7 protein-coding genes and 1 pseudogene are annotated in these 15,773 nt (G+C 72.3%); 6 read left to right on the top strand and 2 right to left on the bottom strand.

The genetic code is table 11. The annotated features are described in order from the left end of the window. Window positions 1-207: 207 nt before the first annotated feature. Window positions 208-7,023, top strand: a pseudogene (locus tag ACYVMZ_RS38335) (SDR family NAD(P)-dependent oxidoreductase); the annotation flags it as partial. Window positions 7,024-7,104: 81 nt separating this feature from the next. Here ACYVMZ_RS38335 and ACYVMZ_RS38330 read toward each other — a convergent pair. Next, the gene (locus tag ACYVMZ_RS38330; RefSeq protein ID WP_461087789.1) at window positions 7,105-8,622 is read right to left on the bottom strand and encodes an ArnT family glycosyltransferase; all 1,518 of its coding nucleotides are present in this window, start codon (window positions 8,620-8,622) and stop codon (window positions 7,105-7,107) included. A gap of 341 nt (window positions 8,623-8,963) precedes the next feature. On the opposite strand from ACYVMZ_RS38330, the gene ACYVMZ_RS38325 reads away from it, so the two are divergent. The 5 genes from ACYVMZ_RS38325 (at window position 8,964) to ACYVMZ_RS38305 (ending at window position 14,849) form a co-directional block, all read left to right on the top strand. Then, window positions 8,964-10,406: a class I adenylate-forming enzyme family protein gene (locus tag ACYVMZ_RS38325; RefSeq protein ID WP_461087787.1), complete on the top strand. Its 1,443-nt coding sequence runs from the start codon at window positions 8,964-8,966 to the stop codon at window positions 10,404-10,406. Between the two features lie 181 nt (window positions 10,407-10,587). Beyond that, window positions 10,588-11,556 carry an ACP S-malonyltransferase gene (locus ACYVMZ_RS38320; RefSeq protein WP_461087785.1) on the top strand — a complete coding sequence of 323 codons (969 nt, stop codon included), beginning with the start codon at window positions 10,588-10,590 and terminating at the stop codon, window positions 11,554-11,556. Then, the gene (locus ACYVMZ_RS38315; protein ID WP_461087783.1) at window positions 11,556-12,827 is read left to right on the top strand and encodes a cytochrome P450; all 1,272 of its coding nucleotides are present in this window, start codon (window positions 11,556-11,558) and stop codon (window positions 12,825-12,827) included. Before ACYVMZ_RS38320 ends, ACYVMZ_RS38315 begins: the two co-directional genes overlap by 1 nt. Before the next feature lie 70 nt (window positions 12,828-12,897). Continuing rightward, a complete protein-coding gene (locus ACYVMZ_RS38310; RefSeq protein ID WP_461087781.1) occupies window positions 12,898-14,016 on the top strand; it encodes an agmatinase family protein in 1,119 nt (372 codons plus the stop codon). 86 nt (window positions 14,017-14,102) lie between these two features. Beyond that, window positions 14,103-14,849 carry a thioesterase II family protein gene (locus tag ACYVMZ_RS38305; RefSeq protein ID WP_461087779.1) on the top strand — a complete coding sequence of 249 codons (747 nt, stop codon included), beginning with the start codon at window positions 14,103-14,105 and terminating at the stop codon, window positions 14,847-14,849. Window positions 14,850-15,027: 178 nt separating this feature from the next. On the opposite strand, the gene ACYVMZ_RS38300 is transcribed toward ACYVMZ_RS38305, so the two are convergent. Beyond that, window positions 15,028-15,225 (bottom strand): hypothetical protein, encoded by a 198-nt coding sequence (locus ACYVMZ_RS38300; protein ID WP_461087777.1) that lies wholly within the window; start codon window positions 15,223-15,225, stop codon window positions 15,028-15,030. Window positions 15,226-15,773 lie beyond the last annotated feature (548 nt).

Below are 15,773 nucleotides of genomic sequence, written 5' to 3'. Positions count from 1 at the left end.
GCGGCCGATGGCGCGTTGGTGCCGATGAAGCTGAACCTGCCCGCCCTGCGTGCCCAGTTCGGTGAGCACGTCCCCCCGCTCTTCCGCACCCTCATCCGCGCCCCTCAGGTCCGCAAGGTCAGGGAGGTGGAGACGGCTACGTCCGGGACTCCACTGTCGTTGTCCGAACGCCTCGCCCCGCTGGCGGAGGAGGACCGGATCGAGGAGCTCGTCGGCATCGTCCGCGCCCAGGTCGCCGCCGTACTCGGCTATCCGACGCCCGAATCGGTCGATGCCACCAAGGCGTTCAAGGAACTGGGCTTCGACTCCCTCACGGCCGTCGAGCTGCGCAACCGCCTCACCGCGGCCACCGAACTGCGCCTGCCCGCCTCCCTGATCTTCGACTACCCGACCCCGAAGGCCCTCGCCGCACACCTGCGGACCGAACTCCTCGGTTCCCTGCCCACGGCCGCCGACCCCGTCGGCCAGGGCGGTGCCGCGGGCCCGGCGACCGACGACGAGCCGATCGCCATCGTCGCGATGAGCTGCCGCTTCCCCGGCGGCGTCAAAACCCCGGAAGACCTCTGGCGCCTGGTGTCCTCGGGCGAGGACGGCCTGTCGGGCTTCCCGGACAACCGCAACTGGGACTCGGCCCTGACCGACTCCGCCGGCATACCGGCCGGAGAGGACGGGACCGGCTACGTCACCAGCGGCGCCTTCCTGCACGACGCCGACGAGTTCGACCCCGAGTTCTTCGGCATCTCGCCGCGCGAGGCCCTCGCCATGGACCCGCAGCAGCGGCTGCTCCTGGAGACCGCCTGGGAGGCGTTCGAACGCGCCGGGATCGATCCCACGACGATGCGGGGGAGTGCGGTCGGAGTGTTCGTCGGCACCTCCTCCCAGGGGTACTCGACGGCGATGGCTGCCACCGAGGGCGTCGAGGGCTACGTCATGACCGGTGACGCGCCCAGCGTCGCCTCGGGCCGGCTGTCGTACACCTTCGGTCTCGAAGGCCCGGCGGTGACGGTCGACACCGCGTGCTCCTCGTCGCTCGTGGCGACACACCTGGCCGCGCAGGCGCTGCGCCGGGGCGAGTGCGACATGGCCCTGGCCGGCGGCGCGACCATCATGGCGACCCCTGCCGCGTTCGCGGAGTTCAGCCGCCAGCGGGCCCTCTCTTTCGACGGCCGCTGCAAGGCGTTCGCCGCCGCGGCCGACGGCACCGGCTGGGGCGAGGGCGTCGGCCTGCTGATGCTCGAACGCCTCTCGGACGCCCGCCGCAACGGGCATCGCGTCCTCGCTGTCGTACGCGGCTCGGCGATCAACCAGGACGGCGCGAGCAACGGCCTCACGGCGCCCAACGGCCCCTCCCAGCAGCGCGTGATCCGTGCCGCGCTCGCCAACGCCCGCCTCACACCCGCCGACGTGGATGCGGTGGAGGCGCACGGTACGGGGACGACGCTCGGGGATCCGATCGAGGCGCAGGCTCTGATCGCCACGTACGGCAAGGACCGGCCCGCTGACCGACCGCTGTGGCTGGGATCGCTGAAGTCCAACATCGCCCACACCCAGGCCGCCGCGGGTGTCGCCGGCGTCATCAAGATGGTGATGGCGATGCGCCACGGCCTGCTGCCCCAGACGCTCCACGTCGACGAGCCGACCCCCGAGGTCGACTGGTCGGCCGGCACCGTCGCACTCCTCACCGAACCGCGCCCCTGGCCTCGGCGTGAGGACGCGCCGCGCCGGGCGGGCATCTCCTCGTTCGGCATCAGCGGCACGAACGCGCACGTGATCGTGGAGCAGGCGCCGGTCGAGGAGCCCGCGCGGGAGGAAGAGGCCGGAGAGCCGGTGCTGCCCGGAGTCGTGCCGCTGGTGCTGTCGGCGAAGTCGCCGGAGGCGCTGCGCGCACAGGCGGCCCGGCTGCGGAAGCACCTGGAGGCCCACTCCGAGGCCGAACTCACCGACGTCGCCTGGTCGTTGACGGTCTCGCGGTCCCGCTTCGAGCACCGGGGCGCGGTACTGGCCGCGGACCGGGCAGAGGCACTGGCGGCCCTGGAGCAGCTCGGCGGGGTCGACCCGGCGGGTGCGGTGACCGGCCGGGCCCAGGCGTCGGTGCGTCCGGTGTTCGTGTTCCCGGGGCAGGGGTCGCAGTGGGCCGGGATGGCGGTGGAACTCCTCGATGCCAGCCCGGTGTTCGCCGCGCGGATGCGGGAGTGCGCGGATGCGCTGTCGGCGTTCGTCGACTGGGATCTGTTCGAGGAACTCCACGGGGAGAACTTCGACCGGGTGGATGTGGTCCAGCCGGTGTTGTTCGCGGTGATGGTGTCGCTGGCCCAGGTGTGGCGGGCGGCCGGTGTGCAGCCGACCGCTGTGGTGGGTCACAGCCAGGGTGAGATCGCTGCCGCCTGCGTGGCCGGTGCGCTGTCGCTGGAGGACGCGGCCCGGGTGGTGGCGCTGCGCAGTCAGGCCATCCGTGCCCTGTCCGGTCGCGGGGGCATGGTGTCGGTCACGTTGCCGGAGGCCGAGACCCGCGAGCTGCTTGCCGGTTGGGACGGTCGTATCGACATCGCGGCGGTCAACGGACCCTCGCACGTCGTGGTCTCCGGTGAGCCGGAGGCGCTGCAAGAGCTGGTCGCGCACTGCGAGCAGCGGGAGATCCGTGCCCGGACGATCCCGGTGGACTACGCCTCGCACTCCGTGCAGGTCGAGGCGATCGAGGAGCACTTGGCCGAGGTGCTGGCTCCGGTGGCGCCCGCGGCGCCCGGGGTGCCGTTGTTCTCGACGCTCACCGGTGCGTGGCTGGACGAGCCGATGGACGGCTCCTACTGGTACCGCAACCTGCGCCACACGGTCCTGTTCGAACAGGCGACTCGCGGTCTGCTCGCTGAGGGACATGACCTGTTCCTGGAGATGAGCCCGCATCCGGTGCTGACCGTCCCGGTGCAGGCCACCATCGACGACACCGAAGCGGACGCCGCCGCGCTCGGCTCGCTGCGCCGCGACGAAGGCAGCGTGAAGCGGCTCATGACGTCACTGGCCGAGGCCCACGTCCACGGTGTCGAGCTGGACTGGAAGGCGCTGTTCCCGGGCGCCCGGACCGTCGACCTGCCCACCTACGCCTTCCAGCGCGAGCACTTCTGGCCGAAGCCGCTCACCGGCGGGCTCGGCGGCCGTGGCAACGTGACGTCGGTGGGGCTGGAGTCGGCGGACCATCCGCTGCTCGGCGCGTCCGTGGAGCTGGCCGACTCCGGTCAGTACGTGCTCACGGGCCGGCTGTCCCGCCGTACACACCCGTGGCTGGCGGACCACGCGGTGGGCGAGACCGTACTGGTGCCGGGGACCGCCTTCGTGGAGATGGCGTTGCGGGCCGGCGACGAGGTCGGCTGCGCCGCCGTGGAGGACCTGACCCTGGAGGCTCCGCTGGTCGTCGGCCCGGAGGAGTCCGTCACCGTACAGGTCTGGGTGGGAGCGGCGGATGTCGCCGGGCGGCGGCCGGTGACCGTGTCCTCGCGCGGCGGGACGCACGGCGTCTGGACCCGGCACGCCACCGGAACCCTCGGGGGCTCCGACGGACCGGGACACGCCGAGACCCTGTCGACCTGGCCGCCCGAGCGGGCCCGGTCCCTGGACGTCGAAGGGTTCTACGCCCGGCTCGCGGAGGCGGGGCTCGAATACGGTCCGGCGTTCCAGGGCCTGCGGGCCGCGTGGCGGGACGAGACGGACGGCACGGTGTACGCCGAGGTACGGCTGCCCGAGGCCGAGCAGGCGCAGGCCCAGGCCTTCGGTGTGCATCCGGCCCTGTTCGACGCCGCCCTGCACGCCGTCGCCCTGACCGACTCGGACGAGGAGGGCGGGGTCCGGCTGCCGTTCTCGTGGAGCGGTGTCTCGCTGCACGCCCAGGGCGCCACGGGGCTGCGCGTACGGGTCACCGCGTCCGGTGACGGCGGGGTCGCGGTGCTGCTCGCCGACGACGCCGGGGAGCCGGTGGCCGCGGTGGGCTCGCTGGAGCTGCGTCCGGTCGTCGCCGAACGGTTGCGCGAGGCGTCCGGCGGCCGGGCGCAGGACGCGCTGTACCGCATCGAGTGGACTCCCGTGCCGACACCGGCGGTCCGCCCGCTGTCCTGGGCCGCGATCGGTCCCGACGATCTGAAGGTGGCCGCCGGGCTGACGGCGTCCGGCGTCCTCGTGGATCGGTACGCCGACGAGCGCACGCTGCTCGCGACGCTCGACGCCGGTGCCCCGGCCCCCGACGCGGTACTCGTGGCGTTCGCACCCGGCCCGGACACGGAGGTGGCCGAGGGCGCCAGGACCGCGCTCGACAGGACGCTCGCACTGCTGCACACCTGGCTGGCGGAGCCGCGCCTGGCCGACACCCGGCTGGTCCTGGTCACCCGGGGAGCGGTCGCCGTCGACGGCGGTGACGTACCGGACGTGACGCATGCCCCGCTGTGGGGGCTGGTGCGCGCCGCCCAGTCGGAGAACGCGGGCGGGCCCGGGTTCCTCCTGGTCGACGTGGACGACTCGGAGGCCGTCAGCGGTCTGGTGGCCGCCGGGCTCGGGCTGGACGAGCCGCAGTTGGCGGTGCGCGATGGGGCGCTCCACGCGCCGCGTCTCGTGCCCGCGTCCGGCCCGTCCGCGGCGGCCGACGGGCGGACGTCCGCCATGCCGCCCCAGCACGCGTCGCCGTCCGCCACACAGCCCGACGAGCGGCGGTCCGACGGCTCCACCGCCTCCGACGGCACCGCCGGTTCCACCGTCTCCGCCGACGGCACCGCCGGTTCCACCGCCTCCGACGGCACCGGCCGCTCCGCCGTCTCGGAAGGCACGGTCCTGATCACCGGCGCGACCGGCACCCTCGGCTCGCTGGTCGCCCGGCACCTGGTCGTCGCGCACGGGTGGCGGCACCTGCTGCTGACCGGCCGACGCGGACCGGACGCCCCGCAGGCCGCCGAACTGGTCGCCGAACTCGAGGCGTTGGGCGCCACGGCCCGGGTCGTCGCCTGTGACGCGGCGGACCGTGACTCCCTCGCCGCCGCCCTCGCGACGGTTCCCGACGAGCACCCGCTGACAGCGGTCGTGCACGCGGCCGGTGTGCTGGACGACGGCCTGGTGACATCGCTGACGCCGGAGCGGCTGGACACGGTGCTGCGGCCCAAACTGGACGCCGCCCTCAACCTCGCCGAGCTGACCCGGTCGCACGCCCTGACGGACTTCGTGCTGTTCTCGTCGGCGGCCGCCACGTTCGGCAGCCCCGGACAGGGCAACTACGCGGCGGCGAACGCGTTCCTCGACGCCTTCGCCCACCGGCTGCGGGCCCAGGGAGTGCCGGCCACCGCGCTGGCCTGGGGCCTGTGGGCCGAGCGGAGCGAGATGACCGGCGCCCTGGACGCGACGGACCTCTCCCGGATCTCCCGCGGTGGTGTCCTGCCGCTGGCGTCGGAGGAGGGCCTCGCGCTCTTCGACGCCGCCCGGTCCGCGGGCGAGGCGCTGCTGCTGCCCGTACGCCTGGACCTCGCGGTCCTGCGGGCGAGCGGCCGTACCGGCGTGCCGCCGCTGATGCGGCGGCTGGTGCGCGGCCCGGTCCGGCGCACCGCGGCGGGCGCGGACCCGGCGGCGCAGCGCGCGGACGACTTCGCCGCCCGGCTGGCCGCCGCGGCCCCCGCCGAGCGCGAGGAGTTGCTCGTGACGCTGGTCCGGGACCAGGCGGCGGCGGTGCTCGGCTACGACTCGGCCGACCGGGTCGAGGACGAACGCGGCTTCCTGGAGCTCGGATTCGACTCCCTCACCGGAGTGGAACTGCGCAACCGTCTCGCCGCCGCCACCGGCCTGCGGCTGCCGGCCACGCTGGTCTTCCAGAACCGGACCCCCCGGGCCCTGGCCCGGCGCCTGGCCGCCGACCTGGCCGACCGGCGGGAGACCGCCCCGGCAACGGCCGCCGGCGCCGCCGCCGCGCGTACCGCGGACGCCACCGGCGTCCCGCCCCGGCGGGAACCGGCCGGCGCTCCCCAGGCACCGACCGGCCCCGCCGGCGACGTTCCGGCCGGCCCCACCGGCACACGGGGCCCCGACCCGGCCACGGCCTCAGCCCTCGCCCCGTCCCGGGCTTCAACCCCGGCCCCGGCCCACGAGCCGACCCGGCAGGATCCCGGCCCGTCCACCCCGGCCACCCAGGCCACCCCGTCGACCCCGGCCACCCCCTCCAGCCCGGTCGCACCGAAGCCCGCCACCAGCCTCGCCGCCCTCTACGACGAGGCCGCCCGGCAGGGCCGCGCGGACGACCTGATCCCGGTGCTGCGGACCATGGCGCAGTTCCGCGCCTCCTTCACCACGGAGGCCGAACTGGCCGAGCCGCGGCAGCCGTTCCCGCTGGCGCGGGGCGCCGAGCCGACCGGCCTGGTGCTGTTCACCTCGTACATCGGCAGGGCCAGCGCGTACGACTACGCCCGCTTCGGCGCCTGCTTCCGCGGCCGCCGCGACGTCGAGGTCGTCACCCATCCCGGCTTCCTCGAGGGCGAGTTGCTGCCGGCGGACAAGGCGGCCCTGGTGCGACTGCACGCGGACACCGTGCAACGCAGCTTCGGCGACCGGCCGTACGTGCTGGCCGGGCACTCCTCCGGCGGGCTCGTCGCACACGCCGTGGCCCGGGAGCTGGAGGACCGGGGGGCCGCGCCGGCGGGCGTGGTGCTGATCGACACGTACGTGGACGAGCAGGCGCTCGGCGACATGTCCGCCGCGATGGGGCGCCAGCTCGCCGCCCGCTACGACGGCGTCCCCGACAGCGGGGACGACGACTGGGGCGACGCCTGGACCACGGCCATGGCCCGCTACATGTTCCTCGGCCTGCGCCCGGACCCGATCCAGGCGCCGACCCTCCTGGTGCGGGCCTCCGACCCGATCATGGAGTGGACGCGGGACTACGACTGGCGGCCCTCGTGGAAGCTGGAACACACCGCCGTCGACGTGCCCGGTGACCACTTCACGGTGATGGAGGAACACTCGGAGACCACCGCGCGGGCCGTCGAGGAGTGGCTCGACCGGCTCTGACCCGCACGGCCGAGGCCCTCGGAGACATCCGGTCTCCGAGGGCCTCGGTGCGGTGCTGCGCAGCGCGCGCAGGGGAAACGGTCAGGACAGGTGCCGGTAGTCGGGCCAGATCCGGGACCACGGGGTGGTGCGGCCGTCCAGGATCCACACGGGAGTGCCGTCCAGATGGCTCTCGCCCGTGCCCCCGGCGACGGTGGCCGCCCGGGTGACCCGCGTGAAGTACCGCTCGAGCCGGGCCACGTCCGAGCCGACGTAGACGACCGCTCCCGAGGAGTCCGGCGGGGCGCCGAAGTACCCGTAGCCGCGGTGGCCGCTGTAGGCGTGCGGCAGACCCCGGTCCGGACCGAAGAAGTCCACCGCGCCGGCCTGCTCGTAGTACTGGGTGACGACCACCGCCCGCTCGCGCTCACCGGCGGGCAGCGAGGTGTACGCCTTCTCCACCGCGTCGACGAACTCCGGCCAGCGCAGCGTCTCGGCGGCCACCGGATTGTTCTTCGGCTGCTCGGTCCGGGTCACCTGCGACACCGGATAGACCGGCAGCGACACCGCCACGGTGACGAGCGCGGTCAGACCGTAGACCGGCCAGCCGGCCAGCCAGCGCCACCAGCGGGCACCGCCGCCGCGCTCCAGCGCCACCGCGCCCGCCGCCCACAGCGGCGCGAACAGGCCCGCCACATACGCCGGACGGCCCCCGACGGCGAGCTGGACCACCGTCAGCCCCACGAACGCCCAGCCCAGGAACCGATAGGGGGCGAACTCCGCGGACCGCAGCAGACGCACCAGCCCGTAGCCGAGGACCACGGTGAACACGAACCCGGCGAGCACCACCAGATACGGCAGGAAGCCCACGCGGCCGCCCAGGATGTTCTCGTCGGCGAGCACCCCGGACATCTCCAGCTGCGGCCAGCCGTGCCGCGCCTGCCACACCAGGCCGGGCACCGAGGTCACCGCGGCGACGGCCGCACCCGCCCACAGCGCGCGGCGGCGCAGCAGCGCGCGCGGGCCGACGGCCAGCAGGCAGACGGCGATCACGGCCCAGTAGCCGACGATGAGGTACTTGGCCTGCAACGCCAGAGCCGTGGCCAGGCCGGCCCACAGCAGCAGCCGGTCCGCACGGGTGCGGATCCAGCGCACCAGCAGCCAGGTGACCGTCGTCCACAGCAGCAGGTCGACCACCATCGTGGACAACGCGTGGCCGCTGATCAGCGTGGCCGGGGCGAACCCGTAGGAGACGGCGGTCAAAACCTGGGCGCGGCGCCGGCCGCCGAACTCGCGGGCGATCAGGGCGGCCACGATCGCGCCGGCCAGGGTGAGCAGCGCCGGCAGCAGACGCAGCGCGAACAGCGAGCCGCCGGTCAGGGCGTCGATGCCGCGTGCGAGCAGCGGCAGCAGCACCGGCTGGTCCGCGTAACTCCAGCTCAGATGCTGTCCGGCGCCGAGGAAGTACAGTTCGTCGCCCTGGAAGCCGTACCGCGTGCTGACCAGGAGCAGCACGAGGAACGAGGCGCCGCCGGCGGCGCCCACCGCGCGGCCCGCGAACGGCGGCAGGGCGGAGTCCGCCTCCCGGACCAGGGCGGTCTCGTGGAGTTGTGCGGTCATGACCGGCCTCCCGCCCCTGCCGGACGGCCAGAATGCTGAGCAGCGATTGTCACCGGAACCTCCGCGGTATTTGAATCTGTCGGCGATGCCTACAGGGAAAAGGAATTCAGGGCTGTCCAGTCCGGTCCGTCCATGCGGTAAACATGGACGACAGTAGCGCTCCGACCGGTCCGCCGACTTGTCCGAGAGAATGCGATTGTCCCTGCTCAGGGGGTGTTAGGGGATAGATAGGGGTTCTGCGGCGGGAGAGCGGCGAATAGGTTCGCACCTGAGTCCGGAAACGGCCTGTCCGTGCGGTCAACTCTCGTCATTTCTCAGTACCGGGAAAGGGGGCGGCGCCGATGACGCCGAACATATTCACGGGTGATTCGGCGCGGACCTTCGCGGAATTCGAGACCGACACTCTGCGGACCGCGGCGGTTCTGCGCGACGACGGGGTCCGCCCGGGGGACCGGGTGCTGCTCAAGGCCGGCAACTCCGCGGCCTGGCTGAACGCCTTCTTCGCGCTGATGCACGTCGGCGCGTCCATCGTCCTGGTCGACCAGCAGGAACACGCCCGGGAGACGGAACGGATCATCGAGCGCACCCGGGCCACACTGTGCCTCTACGACGACGATGCCCCGATGCCCGACGGGACGGGCCGGTCCCGGTACCTGTACGAGCTGCTCGTCGAGGCGGCCGGCAGGACCCCGGACGAGCGGTCGCTGTCCTTCGACACCTGGTGCGCCCTGCAGGACAGCCTGATCATGTGGTCCTCCGGCTCCACCGGCACCCCGAAGGGCATCGTCAAGTCCGGTGCCCGCTTCCTGGAGAACCTGCGCCGCAACGCCGAGCACATGGGCCACGGACCCGGCGACGTGCTGCTCCCGCTGCTGCCCTTCGCGCACCAGTACGGGCTGTCCATGGTGCTGATCGCCTGGCTCGCCGAGTGCTCCCTCATCGTGGCCCCGCACCGCCGCCTGGACCGCTCGCTCCTGATGGGCGGGCAGTGCGGCGTGACCGTGCTCGACGCCACCCCGGCCACCTACCGCAGCATCCTCAACCTCGCCCGTCGCCGGCCCGACGTGCGCGCCGCCCTGGCGAAGGTGCGCATGTTCTGCAGCGGCGCCGCCCCGCTCGACCCGGCGCTGTCCGACGAGTACGTCGACTTCTTCGGCCATCCGCTGCTCGACAGCTACGGCAGCACCGAGCTCGGCAACATCGCCTTCGCCACCATCGACAACCCGGTCGCCTGCGGACAGGTCATGAAGGGACTGGCGCTGCGGATCGCCGACGACGAGGACAACGACCTGCCGCCCGGCGAACTGGGCGAGATCGTCGTCGACACCCCGGACATGATGGCCGGTTACCTCGCCGAGGACGGCAGCCTCGATCCCGTCGAGCAGGGCTGGTACCGCACCGGCGACCTCGGGCACCTCGACGAGGCGGGCAACCTGTTCGTGGCGGGCCGCAAACTCGCCGTGCACCGCATGGGTTACACCCTCTACCCGGAGATCATCGAGCGCAAGGTCGCCGCCGCCGGCTGCACGGTCAAGGTGATCGCCCTGCCCGACGGCGCGCGCGGCAGCGAACTCGTCTTCTTCGTCGAGGACCCGACCGGCCGGGACGCGGCCGCCTGGCGCGAGGTCATCAAGGACGCGCTGCCCGCCTACGAACACCCCAACCGCGTCACGGTCATCGACAGCTTCCCGCTCAACCGCAACGGCAAGCCCGACCGGCGCGCCCTTCAGGAGCGGGCCGCACAGGACCGGGAGCAGACGGCGGCACTCGCCCGCTCGGCCTGAACCTGGGCGCCCTCGCACGGCCGGTGACCGGATCTCAGGCGCCCCGCGCCGCCGGTGACGGGGTGTCAGGCACCCCGCGCCGCCGGTCAAGGGGTCTCAGGCGCCTCGGGCGCCCGCGCCGCTGGTGACCGGACCGAGGACCCCACCGAGCCGACCAGACCTACACGAGCAGACAGAGCGGATGACAGAGCGGACACTGATGACCACCGACCAGGCACGCACCGCCGTGGTGTTCCCGGGCATGGGGCCCTCGCGCTTCACCGACGTGGGCAAGTTCATGATGATCGACCCGTTCGTCCGCGACCGGCTCGCCGCCGCCGACACGGCACTGGGCCGCTCCGTCCTCGACGGCTTCCGCGCCGACGGCGACGACTACGGGGAGTTCACCCAGATCGCCTTCTTCGTCAACTCCGTGGCCCTCGCGGACCGGGCGCGCGAGGTGCTCGGCGCGGAGCCCGAGATCTGCGTCGGGTTCAGCTTCGGCCTGAAGGCCGCGACCGCCTTCTCGGACGCCCTCCCGTTCGCCGAGGCCGTCCGGCTGACCGCCGAACTCGCCCACTGCGAACGGACGTACTTCGAGGAGCAGCACCAGGACCTGGTGACGCTCGTCATCACGCGCGTGCCCGACGAACCGCTGAACGAGGTCCTGTCCGAACTCGCCGACCGCGGCGAGTACCACGAGATCTCCGGCCGGCTCGACGACGGCATGCACCTGATCACGCTGCGCGAGCCGGCCCTGGAGGCGTTCCAACGGCGCATCAGCGCCGTCGGCGGTTACTCGCTGTACACCATGAAGCCCCCCGCCCACTGCCCGGTGCTCACCGGGCTGCGCGACCGTGTCGAGGAGGGGGTGCTCGCCAAGTTCGACCTCCAGGACCCGCGCCTGCCGATCGTCGCCGACCACGACGGCTCGCTCGTCACCACCGCCGAACAGCTGCGCACCCTGCTCCTCGACACCTTCGACCACCCGGTCCGCTGGCCCCCGATCGTCGAGACCCTGCGCGCTCAGAACGTGGCGAAGCTGTACCTCACCGGACACGACCGGCTCCTCCACCGCCTCGACTCCACCACCCGCGCCTTCGACGTCGTCGCCCTCGGACCGGAACAGGCACTCCGACCCGCCCGCACCGCCTCGCGCAGGGAGCAGTGATGGCCGTACTGAACGACAGCCCACTGGCCGGATGGAAGTTCAGCGCCAAGCTGAGAACGACCCGGGCGCTGCTGCGGGCGTTCGGGGTCTTCGGGGATCCCTTCGCCCACCTCCTGATGGGCCAGGAGGACCCCTACCCGCTGTACGCGCGCGTACGGGAACGCGGCCCCCTGCACCGCAGCCACCTGGGCACCTGGGTGATCGGCAGCCACCAGCTGGGCAGCCGCGTCCTGCGCGACCGCTCCCTGTTCCTCAACCGCAAGGAGGGCGGCGTCCCGGGGCACGAGATCATGGACGACATCCCGTGGAACAGCTCCATCCTCGGTCTCGACCCGCCCGACCACACCCGGCTGCGCCGCCTCGCCCAGCCCGCCTTCGGGCCGAAGATGATCAGCAAGTACCAGGTCGAGGTGGAGAAGCTCTGCCACAGCCTGCTCGACAAGACGGCCACCGCCGACGAGTTCGACCTCATCGAGAACTTCGCGGGCCCGCTGCCGCTGCTGGTGATCGGTGAGCTGCTCGGCGTCCCGGAGGAGTACCACGACCGGTTCATCCGCGCCGGACGCAAGGTCGGACCGGTGATCGACGGGGTCAAGTCGCTCGCCATGGCCCGGGACTTCCGCGCCGCCGTCGACGACCTCGACGAGGTCTTCACCGAACTGATCGCGCTGCGTGCCACCGACCCGGGCGACGACCTGGTCAGCCGGCTCACGCTGGCCAAGGAGGACGGCAAGCTCACCACCGAGGAACTGCTCGCCTTCTGCACCGTCCTCGCCGTCACCGGCTTCGAGACCACCACCAACCTGATCGGCAACGCCGTCCTCGCCCTCACCCGCGACCGCACGCAGTGGAACATGCTGCGCGAGGACCCCGGCCTGGCCCGCGCCGCGGTCGAGGAGACCCTGCGCTACGACTCGCCCGCCCTCCAGGCCCAGCGCGTCCCCCACGAGGACACCGCGCTGCACGGCCACCACATCCGGGCCAACAGCTCCGTCGTCGTCCTGATCGGCGCGGCGAACCGGGACCCCGAGGTCTACACCGACCCCGACCGCTTCGACCTGACCCGCCGGGACCAGGCCGAGCACCTTTCCTTCTCCGGAGGCATCCACTACTGCATCGGAGCCCCACTGGCCCGCATGGAGGGCGAGACCGCCCTGCGCGTCCTGGTCGAACGGCTGCCGGACCTGCACGTCTCCGGCCCCGTACGGCGACGGAGCTCACCGGTGATCAGCGGCTGCACTCGCCTGCCGGTCAGCGGCCGTCCCCGGTGACCGCACCGGGGACGGCCGCCCCCGCGGCGGTCCCCGCCCCGCCCACCCAGCACCGTGAACGAGGAGAGAGATGAGCGAGACACCCGAATCCGAGAGCTGGCGGCGGGAGGTCGACCGCTCCTTCTTCCCCCGGCGCGAAGCCGGCCCGATCGACCTGCGCCGCTACTACGTCCAGCCCTCCTACTCCGGCATCCCCACCTTCATGGGCGTCCCCCTGGCCCTGAACCAGGAGGACCTCAGGGCGGGCGGGGTGGACGTCGCCGTCGTGGGCTGCCCCGTGGACGTGTCCAGCGGCCACCGCGGAGCCGCCTACGGGCCGCGGGCCATCCGCTCCGACGAGCGCTACCTGTACAACACCCCCGAGGGCTTCGTGCACTCGGCCACCCGCGTCAACCCGTTCAACATCCTCAAGGTCGTCGACTACGGAGACGCGGCCGTCGACCCGTTCGACATCGCCCGCTCCATGGAACCCATCCGGGGACTCGTCCGGGAGATCGCCGAAGTCGGGGCGCGGCCGGTGGTCCTCGGCGGCGACCACTCACTGCTGTGGCCGAGCGTGGGCGCCCTGTCCGAGGTGCACGGCCGCGGTTCCATCGCCGTCATCCACTTCGACGCCCACCCGGACTGCCACGAGGAACTGTTCGGCCACCGGGCCACCCACACCACTCCGATCCGCCGTCTCATCGACGAGGAGATGGTGCCGGGCCCCAACATCATCCAGGTGGGCATCCGGACCATCTCCGGCCCCGAGGACCAGTTGTTCAACTGGATGCGGCGGGCCGGCATGCGCTCGCACTTCATGGCCGAGATCGAACGGATCGGCTTCGCCGCCGTCGTCGACAAGGTGATCGAGGAGGCCCGCGCGGCCGCCGACCACGTGTACCTGTCCCTGGACATCGACGTCCTCGACCCGGCCTTCGCCCCCGGCACCGGCACCCCCGAACCGGCCGGCCTGACCACCCGTGAACTCTTCACCGCACTGCGGCGCATCGCGCACGAGACCGACCTGGTCGGCATGGACGTCGTCGAGGTCGCCCCGCACCTGGACGCCGGCTACACCACCGCGATGAACGCCCGCAGGGCCGTCTTCGAGGCACTCACCGGCCTGGCCCTGAACCGGATCAAGATCACCACCAGGAACTACGCCAACCCCATCGTCGCCGGCGAGGTCCGCTTCCCCATGGGTTAGCCTGCCTCCCCCGACCTCCCCCGTACGTCCTCGAAGGCGGGCCCGTCCCGCCTTCGGCCATGTCCACGACCTGGATGGAACACGCCATGACGACAGCCCCCTCGACCGACCTGTGGGTGCGCCGCTACCACCCCGCACCGGACGCGTCCGCCCGTCTGGTGTGCTTCCCCCACGCCGGCGGCTCGGCGAGCTTCTACTTCCCCGTCTCGTCCGCCCTCAGCGCCGTGGCCGACGTCGCCGCCCTGCAGTATCCCGGCCGGCAGGACCGGCACACCGAGAAGGGCATCGACAGCATCGCCGAGCTGGCGGACCGGGCCCATGAGGCGCTGCGGCCCTGCGCGGACCGCCCGCTGACCTTCTTCGGGCACAGCATGGGAGCCGTCCTCGCCTTCGAGGTCGCCCGCCGTTTCGAACGCGACGGCCAGGGCCCCGTGCGCGTCTTCGCCTCCGGGCGCCGCGCGCCGTCCACCCATCGGTCCGAGAACGTCCACCAGCGCGACGACGAGGGCATCATCGCCGAGATGCGCAAGCTGAGCGGCACCGACCCCCGGGTGCTGGGCAACGACGAGGTGCTGCGCATGGTGCTGCCGGCGATCCGCAGCGACTACACCGCCATCGAGAACTACCGGGCCGAGCCCGGAGCCACCATCGCGGCCCCGATCACCGTCCTCACCGGTGACGCCGACCCGCGCACGACCCTCGACGAGGCGCGGGCCTGGGAACAGCACACCACCGGCGACTTCGACCTGAAGGTCTTTCCGGGAGGCCACTTCTACCTCACCGAACACGCCGCCGAGGTGATCGAGGTCCTCCGGGCGCATCTGACCGCCTGAACGGAGGGAAAAGACCCGCGGATAGACCGGGGAACACCAACGCCCCAAAAGACGCGCCCCCTTCAGGGCGCGTCTTTTTGCTGGACGGCTTCCGTTCAAAAAGAGAAATCCCGGTGGCCGACAACGGGGGATTTGTCGACCACCGGGAGACTTGGGGTGCCAGCGATAGGTGAACCTGTCAGTTGTGCGCGGACTTACGGGCACGAGAGCCCGTCACCGCGAGAATGATCAGGCCCACGGCACCGATCAGCAGACTCACCCACGAAGGCGTACTGCTCGGCAGCAGCGCCGTGACACCGAATTCCGTGTCCCAGACTTGCTCGGTCAGGAATGATCCGAATCCCTGGACCGCCAGGACGATGCCGACCCACAGCATGCCGCTCCTCAATTCGTTCCGGGTGAGCGCCTTGTGCCTCTCACGCTCGGCCCGGAGTCCGATCGCCGGGCCGCCGACACATACGATTCAACACCGCCCGGCAACCGGCCCGGCAGAGGGAAACGTTGGCACCCCTACCGACGAAAGTAGCTAATCGGCCCCGCCTTCCCCCTCCGGCGGAGCTGGCGCGGTACGGCGGGCACCGTCTCGCCGGACCGCCGCAGGGCGCCGCCCCCCACCTCCGCGGACGCGGGAAGCCACAGGTCAGGGCGGCAACTACAGCTCCACGTGGATACCTACTAGGCTCCCGGTGACCAAAGACGGCGAAAGCCGGTGTGTACGGGGGTGAGTTGGCCGTGCGGGCAGTCGGGACTGCCGGTGGGCACCACTTGGGTGCGTCAGCGCGGCGCCTTACGGCGACGGATGTTCTCCTCGTTGTCGGCCTTGTGGTGTTCAACGTGTATGTGGCGGTGTGGAGTGGTCTTCCGTGGGAGGGCCGTTCGGGGGTGGGGCGTTGGGCGGGGTTGGGGTTGCAGGTGGTGGTGGCG

This window comes from Streptomyces deserti (assembly GCF_054782695.1).
Note: the sequence above shows the minus strand (reverse complement) of the source record. Positions and strands in the feature narration are given on the sequence as shown.

Bases quoted from the DNA above. Each gene is read 5' to 3' on its own strand.
- ACYVMZ_RS38330 (WP_461087789.1), bottom strand. From the start codon at position 8,622: ATGACCGCACAACTCCACGAGACCGCCCTGGTCCGGGAGGCGGACTCC.
- ACYVMZ_RS38325 (WP_461087787.1), top strand. From the start codon at position 8,964: ATGACGCCGAACATATTCACGGGTGATTCGGCGCGGACCTTCGCGGAA.
- ACYVMZ_RS38320 (WP_461087785.1), top strand. From the start codon at position 10,588: ATGACAGAGCGGACACTGATGACCACCGACCAGGCACGCACCGCCGTG.
- ACYVMZ_RS38315 (WP_461087783.1), top strand. From the start codon at position 11,556: ATGGCCGTACTGAACGACAGCCCACTGGCCGGATGGAAGTTCAGCGCC.
- ACYVMZ_RS38310 (WP_461087781.1), top strand. From the start codon at position 12,898: ATGAGCGAGACACCCGAATCCGAGAGCTGGCGGCGGGAGGTCGACCGC.
- ACYVMZ_RS38305 (WP_461087779.1), top strand. From the start codon at position 14,103: ATGACGACAGCCCCCTCGACCGACCTGTGGGTGCGCCGCTACCACCCC.
- ACYVMZ_RS38300 (WP_461087777.1), bottom strand. From the start codon at position 15,225: ATGCTGTGGGTCGGCATCGTCCTGGCGGTCCAGGGATTCGGATCATTC.